Annotated in this window: 19 protein-coding genes; 12 read left to right on the top strand and 7 right to left on the bottom strand. The window is 34.6% G+C overall.

The window, feature by feature from the left end; all coding sequences use genetic code 11:
- Window positions 1-2 precede the first annotated feature (2 nt).
- Window positions 3-506, top strand: a complete 504-nt coding sequence (locus AN34_RS05450) for a hypothetical protein (RefSeq protein WP_036676575.1) — start codon at window positions 3-5, stop codon at window positions 504-506.
- 81 nt (window positions 507-587) lie between these two features.
- Here AN34_RS05450 and AN34_RS05445 read toward each other — a convergent pair whose 3' ends face one another.
- Window positions 588-995: a hypothetical protein gene (locus tag AN34_RS05445; protein WP_029283088.1), complete on the bottom strand. Its 408-nt coding sequence runs from the start codon at window positions 993-995 to the stop codon at window positions 588-590.
- Between the two features lie 204 nt (window positions 996-1199).
- Here AN34_RS05445 and AN34_RS05440 point away from each other — a divergent pair, with 204 nt between their 5' ends.
- On the top strand, window positions 1200-1649 hold the full coding sequence (locus tag AN34_RS05440) for a transposase (protein WP_197285482.1): 450 nt from the start codon (window positions 1200-1202) through the stop codon (window positions 1647-1649).
- A 187-nt stretch (window positions 1650-1836) separates the two neighbouring features.
- Here the strand turns inward: AN34_RS05440 and AN34_RS05435 are convergent, their stop codons facing one another.
- Window positions 1837-4056: an NADP-dependent isocitrate dehydrogenase gene (locus tag AN34_RS05435; RefSeq protein ID WP_029283086.1), complete on the bottom strand. Its 2220-nt coding sequence runs from the start codon at window positions 4054-4056 to the stop codon at window positions 1837-1839.
- A 353-nt stretch (window positions 4057-4409) separates the two neighbouring features.
- Here AN34_RS05435 and AN34_RS05430 point away from each other — a divergent pair, with 353 nt between their 5' ends.
- From AN34_RS05430 to AN34_RS05415, 4 genes are all read left to right on the top strand, one after another.
- On the top strand, window positions 4410-5588 hold the full coding sequence (locus AN34_RS05430) for an ankyrin repeat domain-containing protein (RefSeq protein WP_029283084.1): 1179 nt from the start codon (window positions 4410-4412) through the stop codon (window positions 5586-5588).
- Window positions 5589-5611: 23 nt separating this feature from the next.
- Window positions 5612-6949 (top strand): ankyrin repeat domain-containing protein, encoded by a 1338-nt coding sequence (locus tag AN34_RS05425; protein ID WP_231625487.1) that lies wholly within the window; start codon window positions 5612-5614, stop codon window positions 6947-6949.
- Between the two features lie 123 nt (window positions 6950-7072).
- Window positions 7073-8392: a sorbosone dehydrogenase family protein gene (locus tag AN34_RS05420; protein ID WP_029283080.1), complete on the top strand. Its 1320-nt coding sequence runs from the start codon at window positions 7073-7075 to the stop codon at window positions 8390-8392.
- A gap of 70 nt (window positions 8393-8462) precedes the next feature.
- Window positions 8463-10514, top strand: coding sequence for a TonB-dependent receptor (locus AN34_RS05415; RefSeq protein WP_029283078.1), 2052 nt, complete (start codon window positions 8463-8465; stop codon window positions 10512-10514).
- A gap of 55 nt (window positions 10515-10569) precedes the next feature.
- Here AN34_RS05415 and AN34_RS05410 read toward each other — a convergent pair whose 3' ends face one another.
- From AN34_RS05410 to AN34_RS05395, 4 genes are all read right to left on the bottom strand, one after another.
- Window positions 10570-10914, bottom strand: a complete 345-nt coding sequence (locus AN34_RS05410; RefSeq protein ID WP_029283076.1) for a single-stranded DNA-binding protein — start codon at window positions 10912-10914, stop codon at window positions 10570-10572.
- 213 nt (window positions 10915-11127) lie between these two features.
- Window positions 11128-13746: a carboxypeptidase-like regulatory domain-containing protein gene (locus tag AN34_RS05405; protein WP_029283074.1), complete on the bottom strand. Its 2619-nt coding sequence runs from the start codon at window positions 13744-13746 to the stop codon at window positions 11128-11130.
- Window positions 13746-14549 (bottom strand): GLPGLI family protein, encoded by an 804-nt coding sequence (locus AN34_RS05400; protein ID WP_029283072.1) that lies wholly within the window; start codon window positions 14547-14549, stop codon window positions 13746-13748. The genes AN34_RS05405 and AN34_RS05400 overlap by 1 nt, the downstream gene beginning before the upstream one ends.
- A gap of 77 nt (window positions 14550-14626) precedes the next feature.
- Window positions 14627-14845: a hypothetical protein gene (locus AN34_RS05395; RefSeq protein WP_029283070.1), complete on the bottom strand. Its 219-nt coding sequence runs from the start codon at window positions 14843-14845 to the stop codon at window positions 14627-14629.
- Between the two features lie 519 nt (window positions 14846-15364).
- Between AN34_RS05395 and AN34_RS21555 the strand changes: the two genes are divergently transcribed.
- From AN34_RS21555 to AN34_RS05375, 4 genes are all read left to right on the top strand, one after another.
- Entirely contained in the window at window positions 15365-15616 is a 252-nt protein-coding gene (locus AN34_RS21555) for a hypothetical protein (protein WP_157263203.1), read from the top strand.
- A 124-nt stretch (window positions 15617-15740) separates the two neighbouring features.
- The gene (locus AN34_RS05385; protein ID WP_029283066.1) at window positions 15741-16094 is read left to right on the top strand and encodes a hypothetical protein; all 354 of its coding nucleotides are present in this window, start codon (window positions 15741-15743) and stop codon (window positions 16092-16094) included.
- Window positions 16095-16182: 88 nt separating this feature from the next.
- Entirely contained in the window at window positions 16183-17043 is an 861-nt protein-coding gene (locus tag AN34_RS05380) for a methylated-DNA--[protein]-cysteine S-methyltransferase (RefSeq protein WP_029283064.1), read from the top strand.
- 2 nt (window positions 17044-17045) lie between these two features.
- On the top strand, window positions 17046-17657 hold the full coding sequence (locus tag AN34_RS05375; protein WP_029283062.1) for an alpha-ketoglutarate-dependent dioxygenase AlkB: 612 nt from the start codon (window positions 17046-17048) through the stop codon (window positions 17655-17657).
- Window positions 17658-17662: 5 nt separating this feature from the next.
- Here AN34_RS05375 and AN34_RS05370 read toward each other — a convergent pair whose 3' ends face one another.
- Complete coding sequence (locus tag AN34_RS05370; RefSeq protein ID WP_029283060.1) at window positions 17663-18451, bottom strand: hypothetical protein; 789 nt, start codon at window positions 18449-18451, stop codon at window positions 17663-17665.
- A 139-nt stretch (window positions 18452-18590) separates the two neighbouring features.
- Between AN34_RS05370 and AN34_RS05365 the strand changes: the two genes are divergently transcribed.
- On the top strand, window positions 18591-18989 hold the full coding sequence (locus tag AN34_RS05365; RefSeq protein WP_029283058.1) for an META domain-containing protein: 399 nt from the start codon (window positions 18591-18593) through the stop codon (window positions 18987-18989).
- A gap of 71 nt (window positions 18990-19060) precedes the next feature.
- Window positions 19061-19975 (top strand): YihY/virulence factor BrkB family protein, encoded by a 915-nt coding sequence (locus AN34_RS05360; protein ID WP_029283056.1) that lies wholly within the window; start codon window positions 19061-19063, stop codon window positions 19973-19975.
- Window positions 19976-20003: the final 28 nt, after the last annotated feature.

Here is a 20003-nt window from a genome sequence, read left to right as displayed (position 1 = left end):
ACATGAATGCCGACCAAAAAGCAAATCTAAAAAACGTCTCGATAGCTGCTTTATCCTTCACATTTCTTTTTGGAATTATTGAAACATTTATTGTTGGCATTGCCTATGCTGTAATTGCCGCTCCTATTGCAGGTCTCGTTTTTGGCTTATTGATGTATTTATTTGTGAATTCGAAGAAAGTGAAGGAACAAACTGCACTTACAAAAAACGATCAGGATGGAATTATTTATTCTGGTGCTGCCAACCATTTCAAAAATGCAGAAGCAGTAGGTGGAAAATTATATTTGCTTAGTGATAGAGTAGAATTCAAATCTCATGGATTCAACATTCAGAACCATTCCTTTAGCATTTACCTAAATGAAATTAAAGAATTAGGCCTTTATAAAACCATGGGCATTGTTCCAAATGGCCTAAAGATTATTTTAAGCAATGGTGAAGTTGAAAAATTCGTGGTAAACAGTAGGGCTACCTGGAAAACAGAAATTGAAAAATTAGTAAAGGTATAGTAAGCAAAAAGCAGAATTATACACTTCAATGTAAACCCTGCTTTTAGCAATTATATTTTTTAGAAAACAACTGTAGTCTGACTATTTTTCTGGTGCATCATTAATCGGATAACCCTCTTCATCCAAATCATCACGGTCGTCTTCAGGTGTACGTGCTAAAATTTCATCTTCAGTATTCAATTTTACACTTTCACCATTGTCTACATGCATACCTAATTCATCCAAATTATCTTCAGCAATGTCTTCATTACTAGCATATTCATCACCTACATATGGATTGGCTTCGTCATAAGTAGAATCATCATCTTTGGCACCTGCAGCAACGGTTTCATATCCCATCGGGTGATCATAATCCTCATCATCACCTTTTACATCTAATTCATAACTTTGCTTATTTTCATCAAAAGATAAATTCTCTTTATTGATTTCCGGATTTTCTGTAGTGCTATGTATTTTATCTTGTGATCCTTTATTTTCGTTAATTGACATGATAATATCTCCTATTTTAGTTATAGTGATAACAAATGGTTTGGCAGATGGTTTTTGAGAGGTTATGTATTTTAAAAGGATCTATTAACTATTACAACTAATTATCATGTTTTCTAATTCCAAAATATGCTTTACATTAGTATACCCATCCTTATAAATCAAGCTTAAGCAAATGATTGATATAAACTCATAATTTACGCCATCATGAATGAAAAATATCAAAACAAATACAGAATTTCTTCTGCCCGTTTACAAAGTTGGGATTACGGCTGGGTAGGTGAATATTTTATAACCATTTGCACAAAAGATAGTCTACATCATTTTGGCAAAATTGTAAACGGAGAGATGATATTATCAAATATTGGTGTGATTGCAAATTTGATGTGGTACGAAATCAGAAATCACCAAAAAAATGTAGAATTAGGTGAATTTATTGTGATGCCTAACCATGTTCATGGAATTTTAATTTTAAATAATATAAATCCTTTGCCTGCAGTACAGACAGGGCACGCCCTGTCTCTAGCTCCCGGACAACAACGTTTTCAAAATCAGGGAAAAAACACAGTGTCATCCATAATTGGCTCTTACAAATCTGCGGTGACTAAACATTGTAATCGATTAGGCTTTGACTTTGGATGGCAGACCCGCTTCTAAGACCACATCATTCGTGATGAAAGGTCTTTTCAAAATATTTCAAACTACATTATTAACAATCCCATGAACTGGGAAAAAGATAAATTCATTAAAAATGAATAACCCTTTTAATATAACTTGAGATTTAAACAAAAAAATCCCCAATCGAAATTAATTCAATTGGGGATTTAAATTTATTTATGAAGCCTTACAATCCAGCCAAAGCCGTATTCAAAGTCTCACTTGGACGCATTGCTTTACCAGTCAATTCATCATTTGGATGATAATAACCGCCAATGTTTTGCGGCTTACCTTGAGCACCAATTAACTCTTGATTAATTTTTGATTCGTTTTCTGTTAATGCTTTTGCCAAAGGCGCAAACCTGGCTTGCAATTCAGCATCTTTAGTTTGAGCGGCTAATGCCTCTGCCCAATATAAAGCTAAATAAAAGTGTGAACCACGGTTATCTATAGTTCCCAATTTTCTGCCAGGAGATTTATCTGTCGCAAGGAACTTCGCATTTGCTTCATCCAATGCATCAGCTAAAACCTGAGCTTTAGCATTATTTTGAGTTTGTGATAAATGCTCTAAAGAAGCCTGAAGCGCTAAAAATTCACCTAATGAATCCCAACGTAAATAACCTTCTTCAATGAATTGCTCAATGTGTTTAGGAGCAGAACCACCGGCGCCTGTTTCAAATAAACCACCCCCATTCATTAATGGAACTATTGATAACATTTTTGCAGAAGTACCCAACTCTAAAATTGGAAATAAATCCGTCAGGTAATCACGCAATACATTGCCTGTCACTGAAATGGTATCTTCACCTTTACGAATACGTTCTAATGTAAATTTAGTAGCTTCAATTGGAGAAAGAATACGAATGTCAAGACCAGTAGTATCATGATCTTTTAAATAAGTATTTACTTTAGCAATGATTTCTCTATCATGTGCCCTGTTTTCATCTAACCAGAAAACTGCTGGTGTTTCAGATAAACGAGCTCTGTTTACGGCTAATTTAACCCAATCCTGAATGGGCGCATCTTTTGTTTGGCACATTCGGAAGATATCACCCTGTTCAACCTTTTGATCGAAGAAAACTTTACCATCGGCATCAGTTACCTGTATGGTTCCATTTGCTGTAGCTTGAAAGGTTTTATCGTGTGAACCATATTCTTCAGCTTTTTGAGCCATTAAGCCAACATTAGGCACAGAGCCTATTTTTGTTACATCAAATGCACCATGTGCTTTACAATCATCAATGGTTGCGGTGTACACACCAGCATAACAACGATCTGGAATTAAGGCAATAGTATCCTGAGATTTACCTTCCTTGTTCCACATCTGGCCAGAAGTACGAATCATTGCCGGCATCGAAGCATCAACAATTACATCACTAGGTACATGCAGATTGGTAATGCCTTTATCTGAATTTACCATTGCCAAAGCCGGACCATTTTCAATCGCTGCTGCAATGGCTGCCTCTACTTCTGCTTGCTCCGGAAGACCGGCGATTTTTGCAAAAACATCACCTAAACCATTGCGTGTATCTACATTAATTTCTTTGAAAAGAGCTGCATATTTAGTAAAAACATCAGCAAAGTAAACTTCTACAATCGCACCGAACATGATTGGGTCAGAAACCTTCATCATGGTTGCTTTTAAGTGTGCAGACAATAATACACCTGCCGCTTTGGCTTCTTCAATTTCTTTAGCAACAAAAGATTTCAAAGCGGATAGACTTAGTGATGAGCTATCAATCACCTCACCCGCTTTTAATGGCGATAAACCTTTCAATTCAGTAATGGAACCATCTTCTGCTACAAACTCGATCTTAAATTGGCTGGCATCCTGAACAGTTACCGATTTTTCTGATCCATAAAAGTCGCCTTCTGCCATGCTAACTACCTTTGTTTTTGAATCTGCAGACCATTTACCCATTGAATGCGGGTTTTGTTTTGCATAATTTTTAACTGCTTTTGGTGCCCTGCGATCAGAATTACCTTCACGTAAAACAGGATTTACTGCAGAACCCAGTACTTTTGCATATTTTGCTTTAATTGCTTTTTCTTCTTCTGATTGCGCATTATCCGGATAATTAGGAATAGCAAAACCCTGAGCTTGTAACTCGGTGATGGTACCTACCAATTGAGGGATAGATGCTGATATATTTGGTAATTTAATGATGTTTGCTTCTGGAGTGGTAGCCAATGCACCAAGCTCAGCCAAAGCATCGCCAATTTTCTGATCGTCTTTTAAATACTCCGGAAAGTTTGCCAAAATTCTTCCCGCTAAAGAAATATCTCTGGTTTCTACATCAATACCCGCTGATGCGGTAAAGGCTTGTACAATAGGTAAAAGTGAATAAGTTGCCAGCATAGGCGCCTCATCGGTTTTGGTGTAGATAATTTTTGATGTATTTGACATGTTAATATTGATTTTGCTTTATAAAGGTTAACTATTTAATCGGCTAAAATGATAAACCGACCTTTTCTTAAAATCGCCTAAAGATAAAATAATCGAATGAATTAAGGAACATCCTAATGTTATTTGTGTTTTCCAAAAGCTTAAGTTTTAGGATAAATTTTTCAATAAAAATCTGAATTATCTAATTTTTTGACCCTAAAATATGACAACAACATTTGCTTCGTTTTTATAAATGGATCAGGATTTGTTATAAAAAAAGACAATTATATGAGCAGCTAAACACGGAAGTAATATCTACCTGATTTAGTGCGCTACAACGCATAGCTCTTATTTAAACCTATATCCTTATTTTTATGAGTGAACAAAATTTAGAACAGCTTTTAATGCAGGGACACTATGATCAGGCACTGCAATTACTTCAATCAGGCGAGAAACTATCAAAAGATCTTCCCGAACACCAAAAATCTCAAATTTTAGAGCGATTGTTCAGTAATGATCAATATGAACTACTCAATCAATTGGTAGACAGCAAATGGATTGAAACAGATGTTTATGAATTTGATAGTTTTGATAAAAGTGTATTTGGCAAGATCATTTGGAACCTTAAAAACGACGATAAAGCCATTAGCTTTTTTCAGGATTTCATCTCTAAATTCGAAAATATTAATGATGAGGTAGAAGCAAAAACGCTTTTAAGCTATTTTTTGGAAAAAGGAGCAAGTGTAGAAAAAATTAAAATACTCATAGATGCGGGATGTGATATAAACTTCACCAATAATGCTGAAGAAAATTTCATCCATCAGGTCATCAGAACTAACCTGATGAAACCGCAGCTTTCTACCTCTTACCTGGAGCTTTTGATTAATGAGGGCTTAGATGTAAATGCTACTAACATTGTAAAAAAAACACCATTAATTGCCACAATAGAATATAACAAACCAGAATACCTGGACATCCTGTTGCAAAATGGTGCAAATCCTAATGACCAGGATCAGGATGGAAATTCTGCGTTCTATTATGCTGTTGCACATAAGCAAGACTTAAATATTTATCTCAAACTGAGAGATTTCGGCAGTCCTGATTTTGACACCGTTAATAAGAATGGCGTCTCCACACTTTTTGAATATTTGAGAATGATGTACGTTAGTGATAGAAACCTTGAACTTTTACGTAACCTTATCAGTGATGGTGCAGATATTTATCAGGCCAGTATTTATTATAGCAAAGAGAAAACACCTGTAGATCTGATCGCTGAAAAACAACCAGAGGTGCTTCACGCTATTTTAGCTTCTGGCAACCTGGATGTGAACAGGCAGGATGATCATGGCAATACCCTTTTGCATAAAGTTTGCGCATTTAACGTAAATTTTGAAGCAGAGAAGGCAAAAGAGACTTATAAAAAAGTAAAATTATTATTGGAAAACGGAGCAGATGCTGGTATCAGTAATGATGAAGATAAAACGCCTTTAATGCTTGCGTCTGACGATAACCTCAAAATAAAAACAGTAGAAATATTAATGAAAAATTCTTAATCTGATTCAAGAGAAATATGTCGATGTCATTTATAATTGCCTGCGAAAGTGGCAAAAGAAAAATAGCCGAGCTTTTATTGGCAAATGGAGAAGTTGAGGTAGGTTACACAGATGAAAAAGGTAGAACGGCATTGCATTATGCTGCTCACCGGGGTTATTTAGATCTTGTTCAGCTTTTAATTGGCGCTGGTGCTGATCTAAACTATGAAGACCATGCCGGAGAAACCCCACTTTATTTCGCCTGTTTGCAGAAACAAAAGCAAACAGCCCTTTATTTACTTTCTCAAGAAGCGAAAGCAGAAATTAAAGATTTAAAAGGAAATAGTTTGCTTCACCTAACTGCTCAAAGCGGACAAATCGAGGTTTTAGAAAAGTTGCTGGAAAAAGGCCTGGAGGTAGATATTGAAAATAATGAGGCAGAAACACCGCTTCTGGTAGCAGCCAGCTGGAGAAATAAAGAAATTGTAAAACTTTTGCTTGATAATGGTGCAAATATAAACACCACTAATAAAAGTGGCAATTCACCACTATTATTTGCTGTTGCATCTAAAAATATTCCTGTAACAGAACTCCTTTTAGAAAATGGTGCAAACATCAACCATGTTAACCATCATGGAGAAAGTGCTTTGCTTCAGGCCTGTTATGATAGTAATAGAATGCTGATTAAGCTGTTGATGGATAAAGGTGCTGACGTTTTTGTATCCTCAAAAAATGGGCAATCACCAATATGGTATGCTTGTTCAAACAACCAAAAAGAAATTGTTGCCCTATTTTTAGAGAACGGTGTCGATGTAAATTATGCAAAGCCATTATCTGGTGACGAAGAATCGATGTATTCTTACCTGGACTGGGTAGAAACCGCTACCAATTTATCTTCATCCAGTTCCTTCTCTTTAGATACCGATTATGGTTATGGCGGGGAGAGTCTGCTTCATGTAGCTGCAAAAAGCGGTAATATCAGTATGGTAAAATTATTGCTTGAAAAAGGTGCTAATATTAATATCCAGGATGAAAGTGGTAATACTGCCTTACATTATGCTGCAGCAAATGGAAAAAAAGATATCGTAAAAGTCTTATTAGAACATCAGGCAGACGGCACCATCGTTAATGCCAAAGAGCAAAAGGCGATAGATTACGCCAATATCAAAGGGTTTAATGAAATCACTGCTTTACTGCTTCAGTTTAATCCATCTGCCCAGGCCAGTTTTAGCAAACCCACAGCACCAACGTTTGAAGAAAAACCAAAGCCAGATCTGGCCAGTAAAAAACAAGCTTTAATGGATTTAAAGGAATTACTTGATATGGGCATTCTCTCACAAGCTGAATTTGATGTAGAAAAGGGAAAGATTCTGAGCAGTTAAATTTTAAATGAAAGCATGGTGAGTTACTCGTTTTAGTGATTTAAATAAGATTCTTTTAGGAAACATCTCTGCATTTAAAATGTTATCCATTTGAACATCTTCTTATTCACGAAAAAAGAAAACATGAAAAAATATTATTTTTACGCTTCAATGCTTTCAATAGCTTTCCTGGCGAGTTGCCAGTCAAACTCAAAATCGGGTCCACAAGGATCAGATACCACTGTTGTTACCAGTAACGATTCCATTACTTTACCGGCGCCTGATACTACAGCTTCGAAAAATAAATTCAGCAAAGTAATCGGCTGGCCAGAAAATAAAACACCAGTGGCACCTGAAGGTTTCGTAGTAACAAGATTTGCAAATAATATCAAGAGCCCCAGGAACATGATTGTTGCACCAAATGGTGATGTTTTGGTTGTACTTTCTAACTCCGAACGCAGTACAAAAGAGAAAGTAGCCAATGTTGTTACCGGAAAGGCAAAATCAGAGGTTGCTGGTCAAAGTGCCAATACCATACTTCTTTACAGGGATGCAGATAAAGATGGAAAACCTGAATTAACCACTACATTTTTGACAGGCTTAAACCAGCCTTATGGCATGTTGATTATTGGCAATTCATTCTATGTAGCGAATACGGATGGAGTATGGCAGTATCCTTACAAAAGTGGAGATACAAAAATCACCAGCACCGGAAAAAAAATTATGAGTTTGCCTGCAGGAGGTTATAATAACCACTGGACCAGAAACCTTATCGCTAATGGTGATAAGAGCAAAATCTATGTAACTGTTGGCTCTGGAAGTAATGTTGGTGAAAACGGAATGGAAAATGAAATCCGTAGAGCTAATATTTTAGAAGTAAATCCTGACGGAACAGGTGAAAAAATTTATGCGTCTGGTTTACGTAATCCGGTAGGTATTGATTGGGCACCGGGTACAAACATGCTATGGACAGCAGTGAATGAGCGTGATGGTTTGGGTGATGATTTAGTGCCTGATTATATTACCAGTGTAAAAGAAGGCACTTTTTATGGTTGGCCTTATTCTTATTATGGGCAGAATGAAGATCCTAGATTAAAAGGTAAAAACCCCGATCTGGTTAAAAAAGCAATAGCACCTGATGTTCCTGTAGGATCACATACAGCATCGTTAGGATTAGCTTTTTATAAAGGAAATAAATATCCTGCTAAATATCAGGGTGGTGCTTTCGTTGGTCAGCATGGCTCATGGAACCGTTCTGCTATATCAGGTTACAAAGTTATTTTTGTACCCTTTAAGGATGGAAAGCCAACCGGCAAACCTGAAGATTTTCTTACTGGATTTATTGCAGACACCGATAAGGCAGAAGTGTATGGAAGGCCTGTTGGTGTAACGCTTGCTGCAGATGGTGCCTTATTAGTAGCAGATGATGTAAGCGGTGTAGTTTGGCGGATAGCCTCAAAATAATTAATTACAACACTTAAGGGAGCAAATGGCTATGCAGTCATTTGCTCCCTTATTTTTAAAAATCAAGATATTGAAAATAATCTTTACTAGTCTTTCCCTCTTTCTTTCCATCACAGCCTTTGCCCAGATCAATGAAACTGATTCTGTTAAAAAATTAAAGGAGGTAGTTGTTCGTGGCTATTATAATAACCAACCACTATTAAGATCTGTTTCATCTGTTAACCTGATTGATACAAATCTCATTCGCAATCAAGCTAACACTTCATTCATCAGTACGTTCAATACCGTTCCTGGCTTAAGAATGGAAGAGCGATCACCAGGAAGTTATCGATTATCCCTTCGGGGAAGCTTGCTCCGTTCACCTTTTGGAATCAGGAATATCAAAATCTATATTGATGATTTTCCGCTTACAGATGCGGGTGGAAACACTTATTTGAATGCACTCGATCCACAATCGATTAACAGTATTGAAGTTTACAAAGGCCCGGAGGCCAGTATTTTTGGTGCTAATACTGGCGGAACTATATTAATTACGCCATTATCTGCAGATCAAAATAGGATTTCAGCATCAATTACCGCAGGTTCATATGGTCTTTTTCATCAAACAGCAAGCATTCAGCAAAAGTTTAAAAACTATAGTTTTAATTTGATGGAAGGTTATCAAAAGAGCGATGGATTTCGTGAAAACAGTGCAATGGAGAGAAAGTATATTCAAACTAATCACCAGTGGAACTATAACAATAAAGGCAATTTAAAACTTTATGCTTTTTACAGTGACTTAAATTATGAAACGCCAGGAGGTTTAACTTTAGCACAATTCGAAGTTAATCCAAAATCTGCACGTCCTGCTACAGCAACCGTCCCAGGAGCAATAACACAACAGGCGGCCATTTATAACAAAACGGTATTTGCAGGTATTGCTAATGATTACCAAATCAGCAAAAATTTTAAACACGTTGTAGCCTTATTTGGGAGTTATACCGATTTTAAAAATCCATTTATTACCAATTATGAGAAACGATATGAGCGAACGCTTGGATTAAGAACTTTTGTTGATTTTCAGCAACAGAAAGATAAGTTGAAATTTAATGCACAGCTTGGATTGGAGAGCGGTGCAACTAAGACACAGATTAAAAATTTTAATAATAATGCCGGATCGCCTACTTCCATGCAGGCATTTGATCATTTGAAAGCCAACCAAGATTTTGCTTTCTTACGTGTTAATTTAGACATTGATAATAAGCTCTTAATAGAATTAGCTTCTAGTTTAAATTTCTATAAATATCACTATAAAAGCTTTTTTCCAACAATTATAGCTACAAAAGAGAGAAAGTTTGATGTTGAAATAATGCCTAAGTTGGTAGCCTCATATCTGATTACTAAAGAACTTTCTATCAGAGGAAGCATAAGTAAAGGTTATTCTCCGCCCACTATTGCTGAGGTAAGGGCATCTGATAACACTATTAATAATAATCTACAGGCAGAATCAGGATGGAATTATGAGGGTGGCGTTAGGTATAATCTACCAAACAATCGGCTTTATCTGGCAGCGAATGTATTTCAATTCAATTTAAATGATGCTATTGTCAGGCGTTTGAATGCAAATGATGCAGAATTTTTCATTAATGCAGGTGGAACAACACAGCGGGGTCTTGAACTTGAAACCTCATTCTGGCCAATCAGAAATAGCCATTCCTTTTTAAATGGAATTGAGATCAGAAGTAGCTATACTTTTAATCACTTTAGATTTAAAGAATTTACAACAGGCAACATCAATTTTGATGGTAATAAACTTACTGGAGTTCCTTCTAATGTTGCAGTGTCTAGCTTGGATTTTCAGTTTAGCAAGGGTTTGTATTTTTTTGCACAGCACAATTATACTTCGTCTATCCCACTTAATGATGGTAATACAGCATTTGCAAAAAAATATCATCTCGTTGAACTTAAAACGGGCATGCGTAATATTCACCTTAAAAAAATTAATCTAGAGGTTTTTGGCGGAATAAATAATTTACTTAACCAAACCTATAGTTTAGGTAATGACTTAAATGCCATTGCAGGTAGATATTATAATGCTGCTCCAGGCCGAAATTTTTACTTTGGAACTTCGGTTAAGTTATAAAAAAGGCATCAGGTTATTGAAATTAGCCTGCTCAATGACCTGATGCCACGTATTTTTAATTTGATAAGTCGATTTCTTTAATGGCAACTTCACTTACCACAATATCTGTCGTAAATTTTTTAGATCCATCTTTCGCAATATAAGATCCTGATAATAATTTACCTTCAATGGTTAACCTTGTCCCTTTTTTAATCTGAGCGGAGGCAAGGTCAGCCTTATCATTCCAAAACGTAAGCATAAACCAGTTCGTTCTTTTAACCTCCTCACCTGACGCATTTTTATAATACTCATTTACAGCTAGATTTACTCTCGCTAATCTTTGATTTCCTGAAATGTTTCTCACTTCAGCATCTGCTCCTGCACAACCGCTTAATACTACTTTGTTAATTGCACTTTCCATAATCGTTTAAAATTTAAGTTTCTTAATCATTAATGAACGATAGCTTTCCTCACTATCGACAGAACAAAGGTGCAAACAGAAAAAAATTTTATTCGGGTGTTAAACAGTTATAGTCGTTTATAAACGTTTATAAATGGATCTTTACTGGAGCAAAGCAAGCGATTAATCAGATCAGCAGTTGCTGCCAATCCATTAAAAATACTGTTGAATACTTTACCAGGAATAATAAATGCCTGCTAATACGGTTACAGGTCTGAGCGTATACTGATTATTAGTATAACTTGCATCATTCAATACTGTATATTCATAGATCTTCTCGTTAAAGAGATTGCTTCCTTTTAAATTGATCTCCAAAGCTTTGGTTGCCTTATACTTAAAATTTAAAGAAGGAAAAATAGAAGTAACTTTAGTATTAGCATTTATTTTGTTAAAATAATGATCAACCATTACATCCATATTAAATTTGCTGGTAACGACCAAGCCAAGTTTGAAGAGCTGACTCAATTGCGTTACGTTCTTCTGAATAATTTTTCCAGAAACATACAGGTTACTAATTCTATAGGCAAATTGATAATTAAAATTTAAACGATCATTTAAAGAGAAATTTGTTTTTTGAATAAAATTATATGAGTCGTTTAAACTTGTAATTTGCTGGTTAGATTGCAAAGAGTTTAAGGTATTTGAAGAATAAGATGCTGAAAATGAAATCAGCGTTTTTAAAAAGTCAAAGCCCTTACTGGTATTAACATTTACCGACCAATTTTTACTGGTATTTTCAAAAGCAATAAAATTATTTACAGTTAAATAATCGATGTATCCACGAACAGCTGTTTGATTTTGTATAGATGGATTTACGCTTCCGGAAAGATTTAGAAAGAAAGCTTTTACAGGATCTCTAAAAGTAACACCTAAAGTAGCATTGGTTAGCTGTCTGGAAAAATAATTTGGATTACCTAATTGCAAACTTCGGTAAGTACTAAAAATATAACCAGTATTTAAATTTTCAACGTCTCCTAACTGATTAGAACGATTATAATTGAAATAGGTGGATAGATAGGGATTAAACTTATAGCGAAAATCTAAAGACGGATTGAAAAACAACAGCGTTTCTTGATTGGAGCGATTAGTTTTTAAAAAATTTAAGCTTACTGGCAATTGGATTACGATACTCAAATCATTCTTGCTATAGGTAAGCTGCGGATTGCCATAGATGGTATAATTAGAAAATTTAATGTCATTATTTAAAATGGCATCGATGGGGAGTTTGTTAAAATTGTAAATTTGCGAAACTAAATCTTGTGACTTAAGTTTAAGCCCCAATCTGGCATTGAATGAAAAATCTGAAACTGATTTGCCTAATGAAAAATTAAGATGACTAAAGATGGTTCGCATATTAATTTGCTGAGCGGCATTATTCTGTAGGTCCTGAGAGAAAGTTAATTTTTGTGGGAGCCAACTCAGGTAGTTAAAAAAATTTATCTTAAGGCTGTTCTTCTCTATTCTTTTAATTAGGTTAAAATCGTTTTTAACATAAAAATTTGGAATATGGAGGTTTTGAACATTTGGATCACTGCCTGTATTTTCTACATCTGTAGATGCAAAATCGAATTTCGCATCTAATTGATTATTGAAATAATAGGCATCTACATTCTTATTTACATTAAAATTTCCCTCTATAGAAGTGCGCTTTTCAACTGCAAGAATATTTTCAGTAAATGTTAAGGGTACACTATCCACCAAATAAAGTAATGTATTGTTGTTTGATTGATTTGTACGGTAATCCTGAACTACATTCAGATTAACTTTAAGCAGATAATCCTTTTTTAATTTCACCAGTTGATTAGTACTGCCAACAAATGTGCGGTTAAACAAAAATTTCTCTAAGCCAAGCACCGGATAATTTAACGGTGTTGATACCAGATCATTATTATCTATATTATTTTCCCTTCCATTGATGAGATCTTCTAAAGTATGTGGGTGTAAGTCTGCCAGTAAATCTATCCCAGCATTATTAGCCTTCAAAACCGATAAATTTTGATTGCTGGGCGAAATTTTGATTCCGACATTGCTGCTGCTATAAAGCAAGGGTTTTGCACCTAAAAACTCTTCCAGGCTTCCAATCCATTTTGCTTTTGAACCTGATTTAAGCTTCAGATTTATTGCAGCCCTATCAGAGAATACCTCATTTTTTAAGGCTTTTATAGGCTGATGATTTTCTAAAACTTCTACTGATGATACATCCTTAGCACCCAGGTTATTGGTAGCGAGATTGTATTTTCCATCCAAAAGATTCAAACCTTCAATATAAAATTTAGTGATTGGTTTACCATTATAAAGGATGGTGCCGTTAGGCTGCACATCAATACCTGGAAGTTTTTTAAGTACATCGCCAATAGTTCGGTCCTGAAGAGATTTAAAAGCATCTACATTATAACTAATGGTATCACTTCTAACTGAGATTTTTGGAGGCTTAATCAACACTTCCTTTAAATCTAAAGCCGACTGCTTTAAAACAACATTCAAAGTTTGGTTTTGTACTTTGTTAACAGGCAAGAATTGGCTTTCATAACCCAACAAGGAAATTTTTAAAAAAAAACTTTCCGAAGCATGATCATAATTTAAATTATAATCACCGTTAGACTTTGAAATGGTATAGCTTATAATATCCTTTTTATCTGAACTATATAAAGTCAGATTCGCTCCCTGTATTCCCGCCCCATTATCCTTACTGATAACTTTACCTGAAATCACATTTTGAGCATGCGCTACAATATTGATGAAAAATAGAGAAAGACAATGTAATGCGATACCTAAAATTATATTTTTAGTCATTAAGGGATTAACTCAATTGGATTATATGGCTTTTTTGTTGTTGAATTACCGCTTTTCATTGAAATTGATGCAGGTGTATGATTTTGTATAAATGCAAGTGGTTCAGTGCTATACTGCTCAAATATCTTAAAAAAATCTTTTTTGGATAAATTAATATTTCCCTGAGCATTAGCAGGCTTATTTATAGCGTTTCCATTAATCTTCTTGATCCCCACACAAGTGAAATTATATTGATTTTTGGAATCTTCAATTTGCATAATAAGCCCTGGCAAACCGTTAAATTTATATGGTCCAAAGCTGGTGGGAATATCGCTTGCAAACCAGGCTATATAATTGCGACCACCAAATGTACAGGTAGCCTTTTGTACCTCATAACCCAACATGTTTTTTGTCTCACTTAAAATTTTCCATACCTGAATACCTTTGGGCTCCTCATACTGATAGGTGTCAGATAGCAGTTTTTCAACCATGGTAATTTTATTATCTGGATAATTGGTATAAATGGTATACAGAAAACCTTTTTTTCCGTATTTGTTCCTGTTGGCCAACATCTCTAATGGTGACATTCCATTTTTAGTATCATTTTGAATTAATGAATCTACTCTAAATGTATTGTAACTATAGAATTTAGAAGTTTTTTTACCAATTTCGAGAATCATAAAATCTTCTTTATTCACTGTTGGCTTTAGACTATCTGGTACATAAGTAAGTTTATATTGACAATTTATTATTTCCTGATCTATGGCTTGAGATTTTCCCAAAAATGGGGTGAATAAAAAAAGGATGAGAAGGTATAATTTCATTTCTGTATAAATTTATAAAAATAAAAGGCACTTAAATTTCGTTTAAATTTAAGTGCCTCAATTTAACTTTTTTTTATTTATCCGCAATCAGCAGCGTCTAAATACAAAGCAATGTTAATCAAATCCATTGTAGAGCATGATGGACAAGTTACATCATAAACTGTTCCGCAAGAAGTGGTAACTTCTACAGCTTTTTTTTGAACAGCTTTAACTGATTTTTTTGAATTGTTTGTTGCAGCCGTAGATGCAAATGATACGCCTAATAAAAGGCACATTCCGATAAGAGCTTTTTTCATAATTTATTTTGTTATTTAGAGTTACATAAATATAATCATACAAAAGCATATTAAGCTTACGTAACTGTAATATTACTATATCATTAATTGAAATATTTATACCGTATTAAAGTATGCTTAATTACATCATATTTCAGTAGTATACTACATATTGTTGTATCAGTATTATATGTTTTTCCATAATCATTTTAATCCGAAGGGTTATAATTTTCCTAAACCACTATAATATTTCTACATTTAGTGGTGAGATCTCAAATTAACACGCAAAAAAGTATTCGCAGAGGCAGATTAGTATTTCATTTAAATACTGAGTTATTTATAAGTAAGATTTTCGAAAACGTTACCTGGTTAATTCTTTTAGTCTTACCTGTTCTACCATTAATGAATAAAAGCAATAAGACTACATTTGCTACGCTTTCTTTTATCATCCCTTTCCTAACTTTTATGCTCTTCAGCCTTTATTTCATGAATCGTTTGACTAAGATCTGTGGAGTAAATCCAACTTTTAACAAATTTAAAATGATAGAAATTTTAAAACAGAAGTATCCAATGTTTAAAATTGATGATTCAGGGCAAAAAATCATAAGGTGTAAAAAGAAAGCAGGACTTTTTAGCTGGGGCAAGGAAATCACCGTTATTTTTGAAGAACATCGAATGTACATCAACTCTACAACACTTGGCCGTGATCATATAAAATCTCCTTTTCATTCCATCTTTAATACCATCGCCATGCTACAAATTAACAGAGATTTTCAGCAAAATAAATCATAACATAAGACTACAGTTACTACTAAATAAATTTCACAGATATGATTGTTTAATCATATGATTTTGTACACGAATAAAATTTCATTAGTTTTAAGAATCATCCCATAATATAAATCTGATTATATATATGGAACGCTTGTGTTTAGATTGTGGTGAGGCGGTTAAAGGCCGAACTGATAAAAAATTTTGTGATGATAGTTGTCGTAATAATTACAATAACCGTTTAAAAAGTGAAAACAGTATCGTATTCAATAGGATTAATTCAATTCTTAAAAAAAACCGTACACTTCTATCTAAATTTAACCCTGATGGAAAAGTTAAGATATCAAAGAAGAAAATGCTAAATGCAGGCTTTAATTTTGATTATTACACCCATACTTACCATACTCAAAATGGCAAATCTTATATCTTTTGTTATGAATTTGGTTATCTGGCATTAAATGATGATGATTTTCTACTCGTGAAAAGAGAAGAAAAGTAATTGTCAAATGTGTGCTTTTGAAACTTAGCAATTATCGGGTATTATTAACTTCATTTGTTTGGTAGTTTTGTAGGTAAGAAATGAGGCTATGAAAACACAAGAGGAAATTTACTACTATAGAATTGCAGATGCAATTAGATATATCCAGTTAAACTTTAAAAATCAACCGAGTTTAGAAGAACTTGCTGAAAAGGCAAATTTAAGTCCATATCATTTTCAGCGGCTATTTAGCGAATGGGCGGGTACCAGTCCAAAGAGATTTTTGCAATACGTTAGCATCGGCTATGCAAAAAAATGTCTTAAAGAAAATCAGGCATCGTTATTTGAAACAGCATTAGAAACAGGTTTATCCGGAACCAGCAGACTACATGATTTGTTTGTGAATATTGAAGGAATGACTCCGGGCGAATATAAAAACGGAGGTGCAAATTTAAATATTAATTACAGCTTTGCTGAAACACCTTTTGGAAATATCATTGTGGCCGCAACACCAAAAGGCATTTGTCATCTGGGTTTTATAGAAGATGAGCAAATCGCGCTAGAAAAATTGATTTCTAAATTTCCAGCAGCAAATTTTCATCATCAGTTAGATTCGATTCAACAAAATGCACTTCTTATTTTTCAAAATGACTGGTCCAAATTAATGGAAATCAAATTACATTTAAAGGGCACAGATTTTCAATTAAAGGTATGGGAAACCTTATTAAAAATTCCAGTCGGTAAATTATCCACTTATGGAAGCATTGCCAACAAACTTGAAAATCCAAAAGCATGCCGGGCAGTGGGCACAGCCATTGGTGATAATCCTGTTGCATTTTTAATTCCTTGCCACCGGGTAATCCAGGCCAGTGGTGCTTTAGGTGGCTACCATTGGGGTACTGAACGTAAAATGGCAATTATTGGCTGGGAGGCTGCAAAAGCAGACATTAATAAAAATTTAAATGGATAATAATGGATTTGTTTAGTGCAATAAAAGATATTGATCAAAATTTTCTACCTTATGATGGAACAGTATTGTATTTCGGTCAATTATTTTCCAACGAAAAGGCAAATGCCTATTATAAGGCACTTCTGAATACCATTGAGTGGAAGAATGATGAAGCTTTTATCATGGGCAAACACATCATCACCAAAAGAAAGGTGGCCTGGTATGGCGATCAGGAATATGCTTATACCTATTCCAATTCGACCAAATATGCACTTCCCTGGACAATGGAATTAAAAGAACTCAAGCAAATTGCAGAGGAAAACACCAAATCAACATACAATTCCTGCCTGTTAAACCTTTACCATAATGGCGATGAAGGCATGGCTTACCATAGTGATGATGAAAAAGCGCTAAGCAAAAATACCAGCATTGCCTCAATGAGTTTTGGTGCTGAAAGAAAGTTTTTATTCAAACATAAGACATCAAAAGAAACCATTGGTCTATTTTTAGAAAACGGAAGTTTGCTGGAGATGAAAGATGCCACCCAAACGCATTGGTTACACCGTTTACCTCCAACAAAAAAAATCAGCACGCCAAGAATAAACCTTACTTTTCGATCAATGGTTGCCGGATAATGATGCTATTTCTTAAATTCGCTAATGTCTACAATGCGGTCATCATCTGGATTTTGCTTTAGAAAAGATGCTCCTTTTGCATTTGTAGCCCAACGATAACCTTTTCTAATTTCATTGGCTACATTGCCAGATTGCATCACACTGGCAGGAAGTTTTAGTGTAGCCGTTTCTCCTGTACGGTAGTTCACCTGATAAAGCGAGCTACCTGTTAAAAAAACTAAAGTTTGCTTATCTGATGAATTGAATAAAAAATCACCTTGTATGCGTTCATTTTCAGTTTGCCTTTTGATTGGATAAATCTTCCCGTTTACCAAAGCAATGGCAAAATCATTATTTACAATGATATTGCTTAAACTCATTTCTTCTATTCCTTTGGTATATTTCCGATCACTTTTTCCTTCTGATGCTTTATATAAACTGGTTACACTTACTTTTCCATCCTTTAATGCAACTACATAAAAAGGAGAAACTAAACCAGAACCATCTTCTACCTGAACTAGCGCTGCCGTTTTTTGCGTGTTAATAAACCTGGCTTGTTTAAACTGATTTGCCACCGGCTTTGGATTATCCTGAATCGCAACAGTGGTATCTTTAAACTGAACATTAAAGCTTTCCTTACCTTCAGGTGTAGCAGGTTCGACATTAACAATATTCAATGTTTCATTTTTAACCTTCGGAAATTCATTAAAATCCTCATTTTGATAAGCTTTTGAAACATAAGTATTTTCTAATTTACCTTGTTTACAGGCAAATAAGCTGATGGAAAGTAAAATGGCGAATGCTGTAGTTTTCATAGATTTTGATTGTCGGTTTTTTTTGCTAATTTATTATCTTTATTTATTACCTCCGATTAAAATTTCAGTTTTACCTCATTTAACTTCAAATGAATTATTGGATTAATTATTGTTGATCATTCTGAAATCGCAAAAACCTATGAAAAATCTATTTATCCTTGGCATTACTATCTGTCTTTTTAGTGCCTGTTTAGAAAAAAATGATCCTAAAAAACTGGCAAATACCAAATGGGAATTAACAGAATTGCCAGGGCTCACATTACCTGCCGCAGCAAAGGCAACACTTAATTTTGGAGATAGCTTAAAAGTTAGCGGTAAATCTTTTTGTAATTCTTATGGAGGCAAAGTTGAAATAATAGATCGTAAGATTAAATTACAAGATCTAATCAGTACCCGGATGTTTTGCCAGGAAACGGATGCTGCCGAACGGGCATATGTACAAGCCATTAACCAGGTAAATGAAGCAAAAATAACAGAAGGAAAACTCACCCTATTGAATGACGAAAAAGTGCTGCTTGTTTTTAAAAAGGCTTATTAAATAACAAAAACCGATACAAAACGTTGGGGATAAAGTATTTTGAGTATTTTCGGGGCTTTTAAGAATGAAACATGCTGTTAAAACTAAAGGATAAATTAAGCTTCTTCTTCTCTACTGCGAGAAATGCATTTGTCTTATTTCAACAAAACGACCCCTTACGATTAGCTGGTGCAACAGCATTCTTTACCAATTTTGCACTCCCTCCAATATTGATTATTCTGATTCGCTTATTTGGTATGTTTACCGATAGGCGGATTTTATTCACCAATATCTTTCAACGTCTGGCTAATATTCTGGATGAAGACAGTATTAAACAGATTAAATTAACCCTTCGCAATATCAGGGGAATTGATCAGGCCTGGTATATTACATTATTCAGTTTTGTCTTTTTTCTATTTGTTGCCACTACTCTATTCAATGTTATTAAAAACTCGCTAGAGCAAATCTGGAATATTGGTAACAAGGATAAAAAGGGGATTATCAACACCCTTAAATCAAGAGCCATATCAGTAACCATCATCTTATTTGCCGGAATCCTTTTCTTTATAGGTTTACTTGCCGATAGTGTACAAGCAATTATCGGTGCCTATTTAAAAAGCAGTTCACCTTCATTTAGTTTGATACTAACCTCCATACTCAACCAAATTATTTTTGTCATTATTGTAACAACCTGGTTTACGATGCTGTTCAGATACTTAACCAACGGCAGACCTACGTGGAAAGCAGCCATTTCAGGAGGTCTGCTCACAGGCTGTCTTTTTACCGTTGGTAAATACATTTTAAGAATTTTACTACCATTAAGCAATATCAGCAACATTTATGGATCAGCCGGATCTATCATTGTGATTATGCTTTTTGTGTTTTATTCTTCTCTGATATTTTACTTTGGAGCATCATTTATTAAAGCATTAAGCGTAGGAAGAGAAACACCAATTATCCCTAAAAATGGTTCTTATGCATACGAGCTTACAGAAGTTGATCTCTAAAATAAACATCATAAAAAAAGGGCAGATC

Source organism: Pedobacter sp. R20-19 (assembly GCF_000708265.2).
GTDB lineage: Bacteria > Bacteroidota > Bacteroidia > Sphingobacteriales > Sphingobacteriaceae > Pedobacter.
This window is presented reverse-complemented; position numbering and strand designations above follow the sequence as displayed.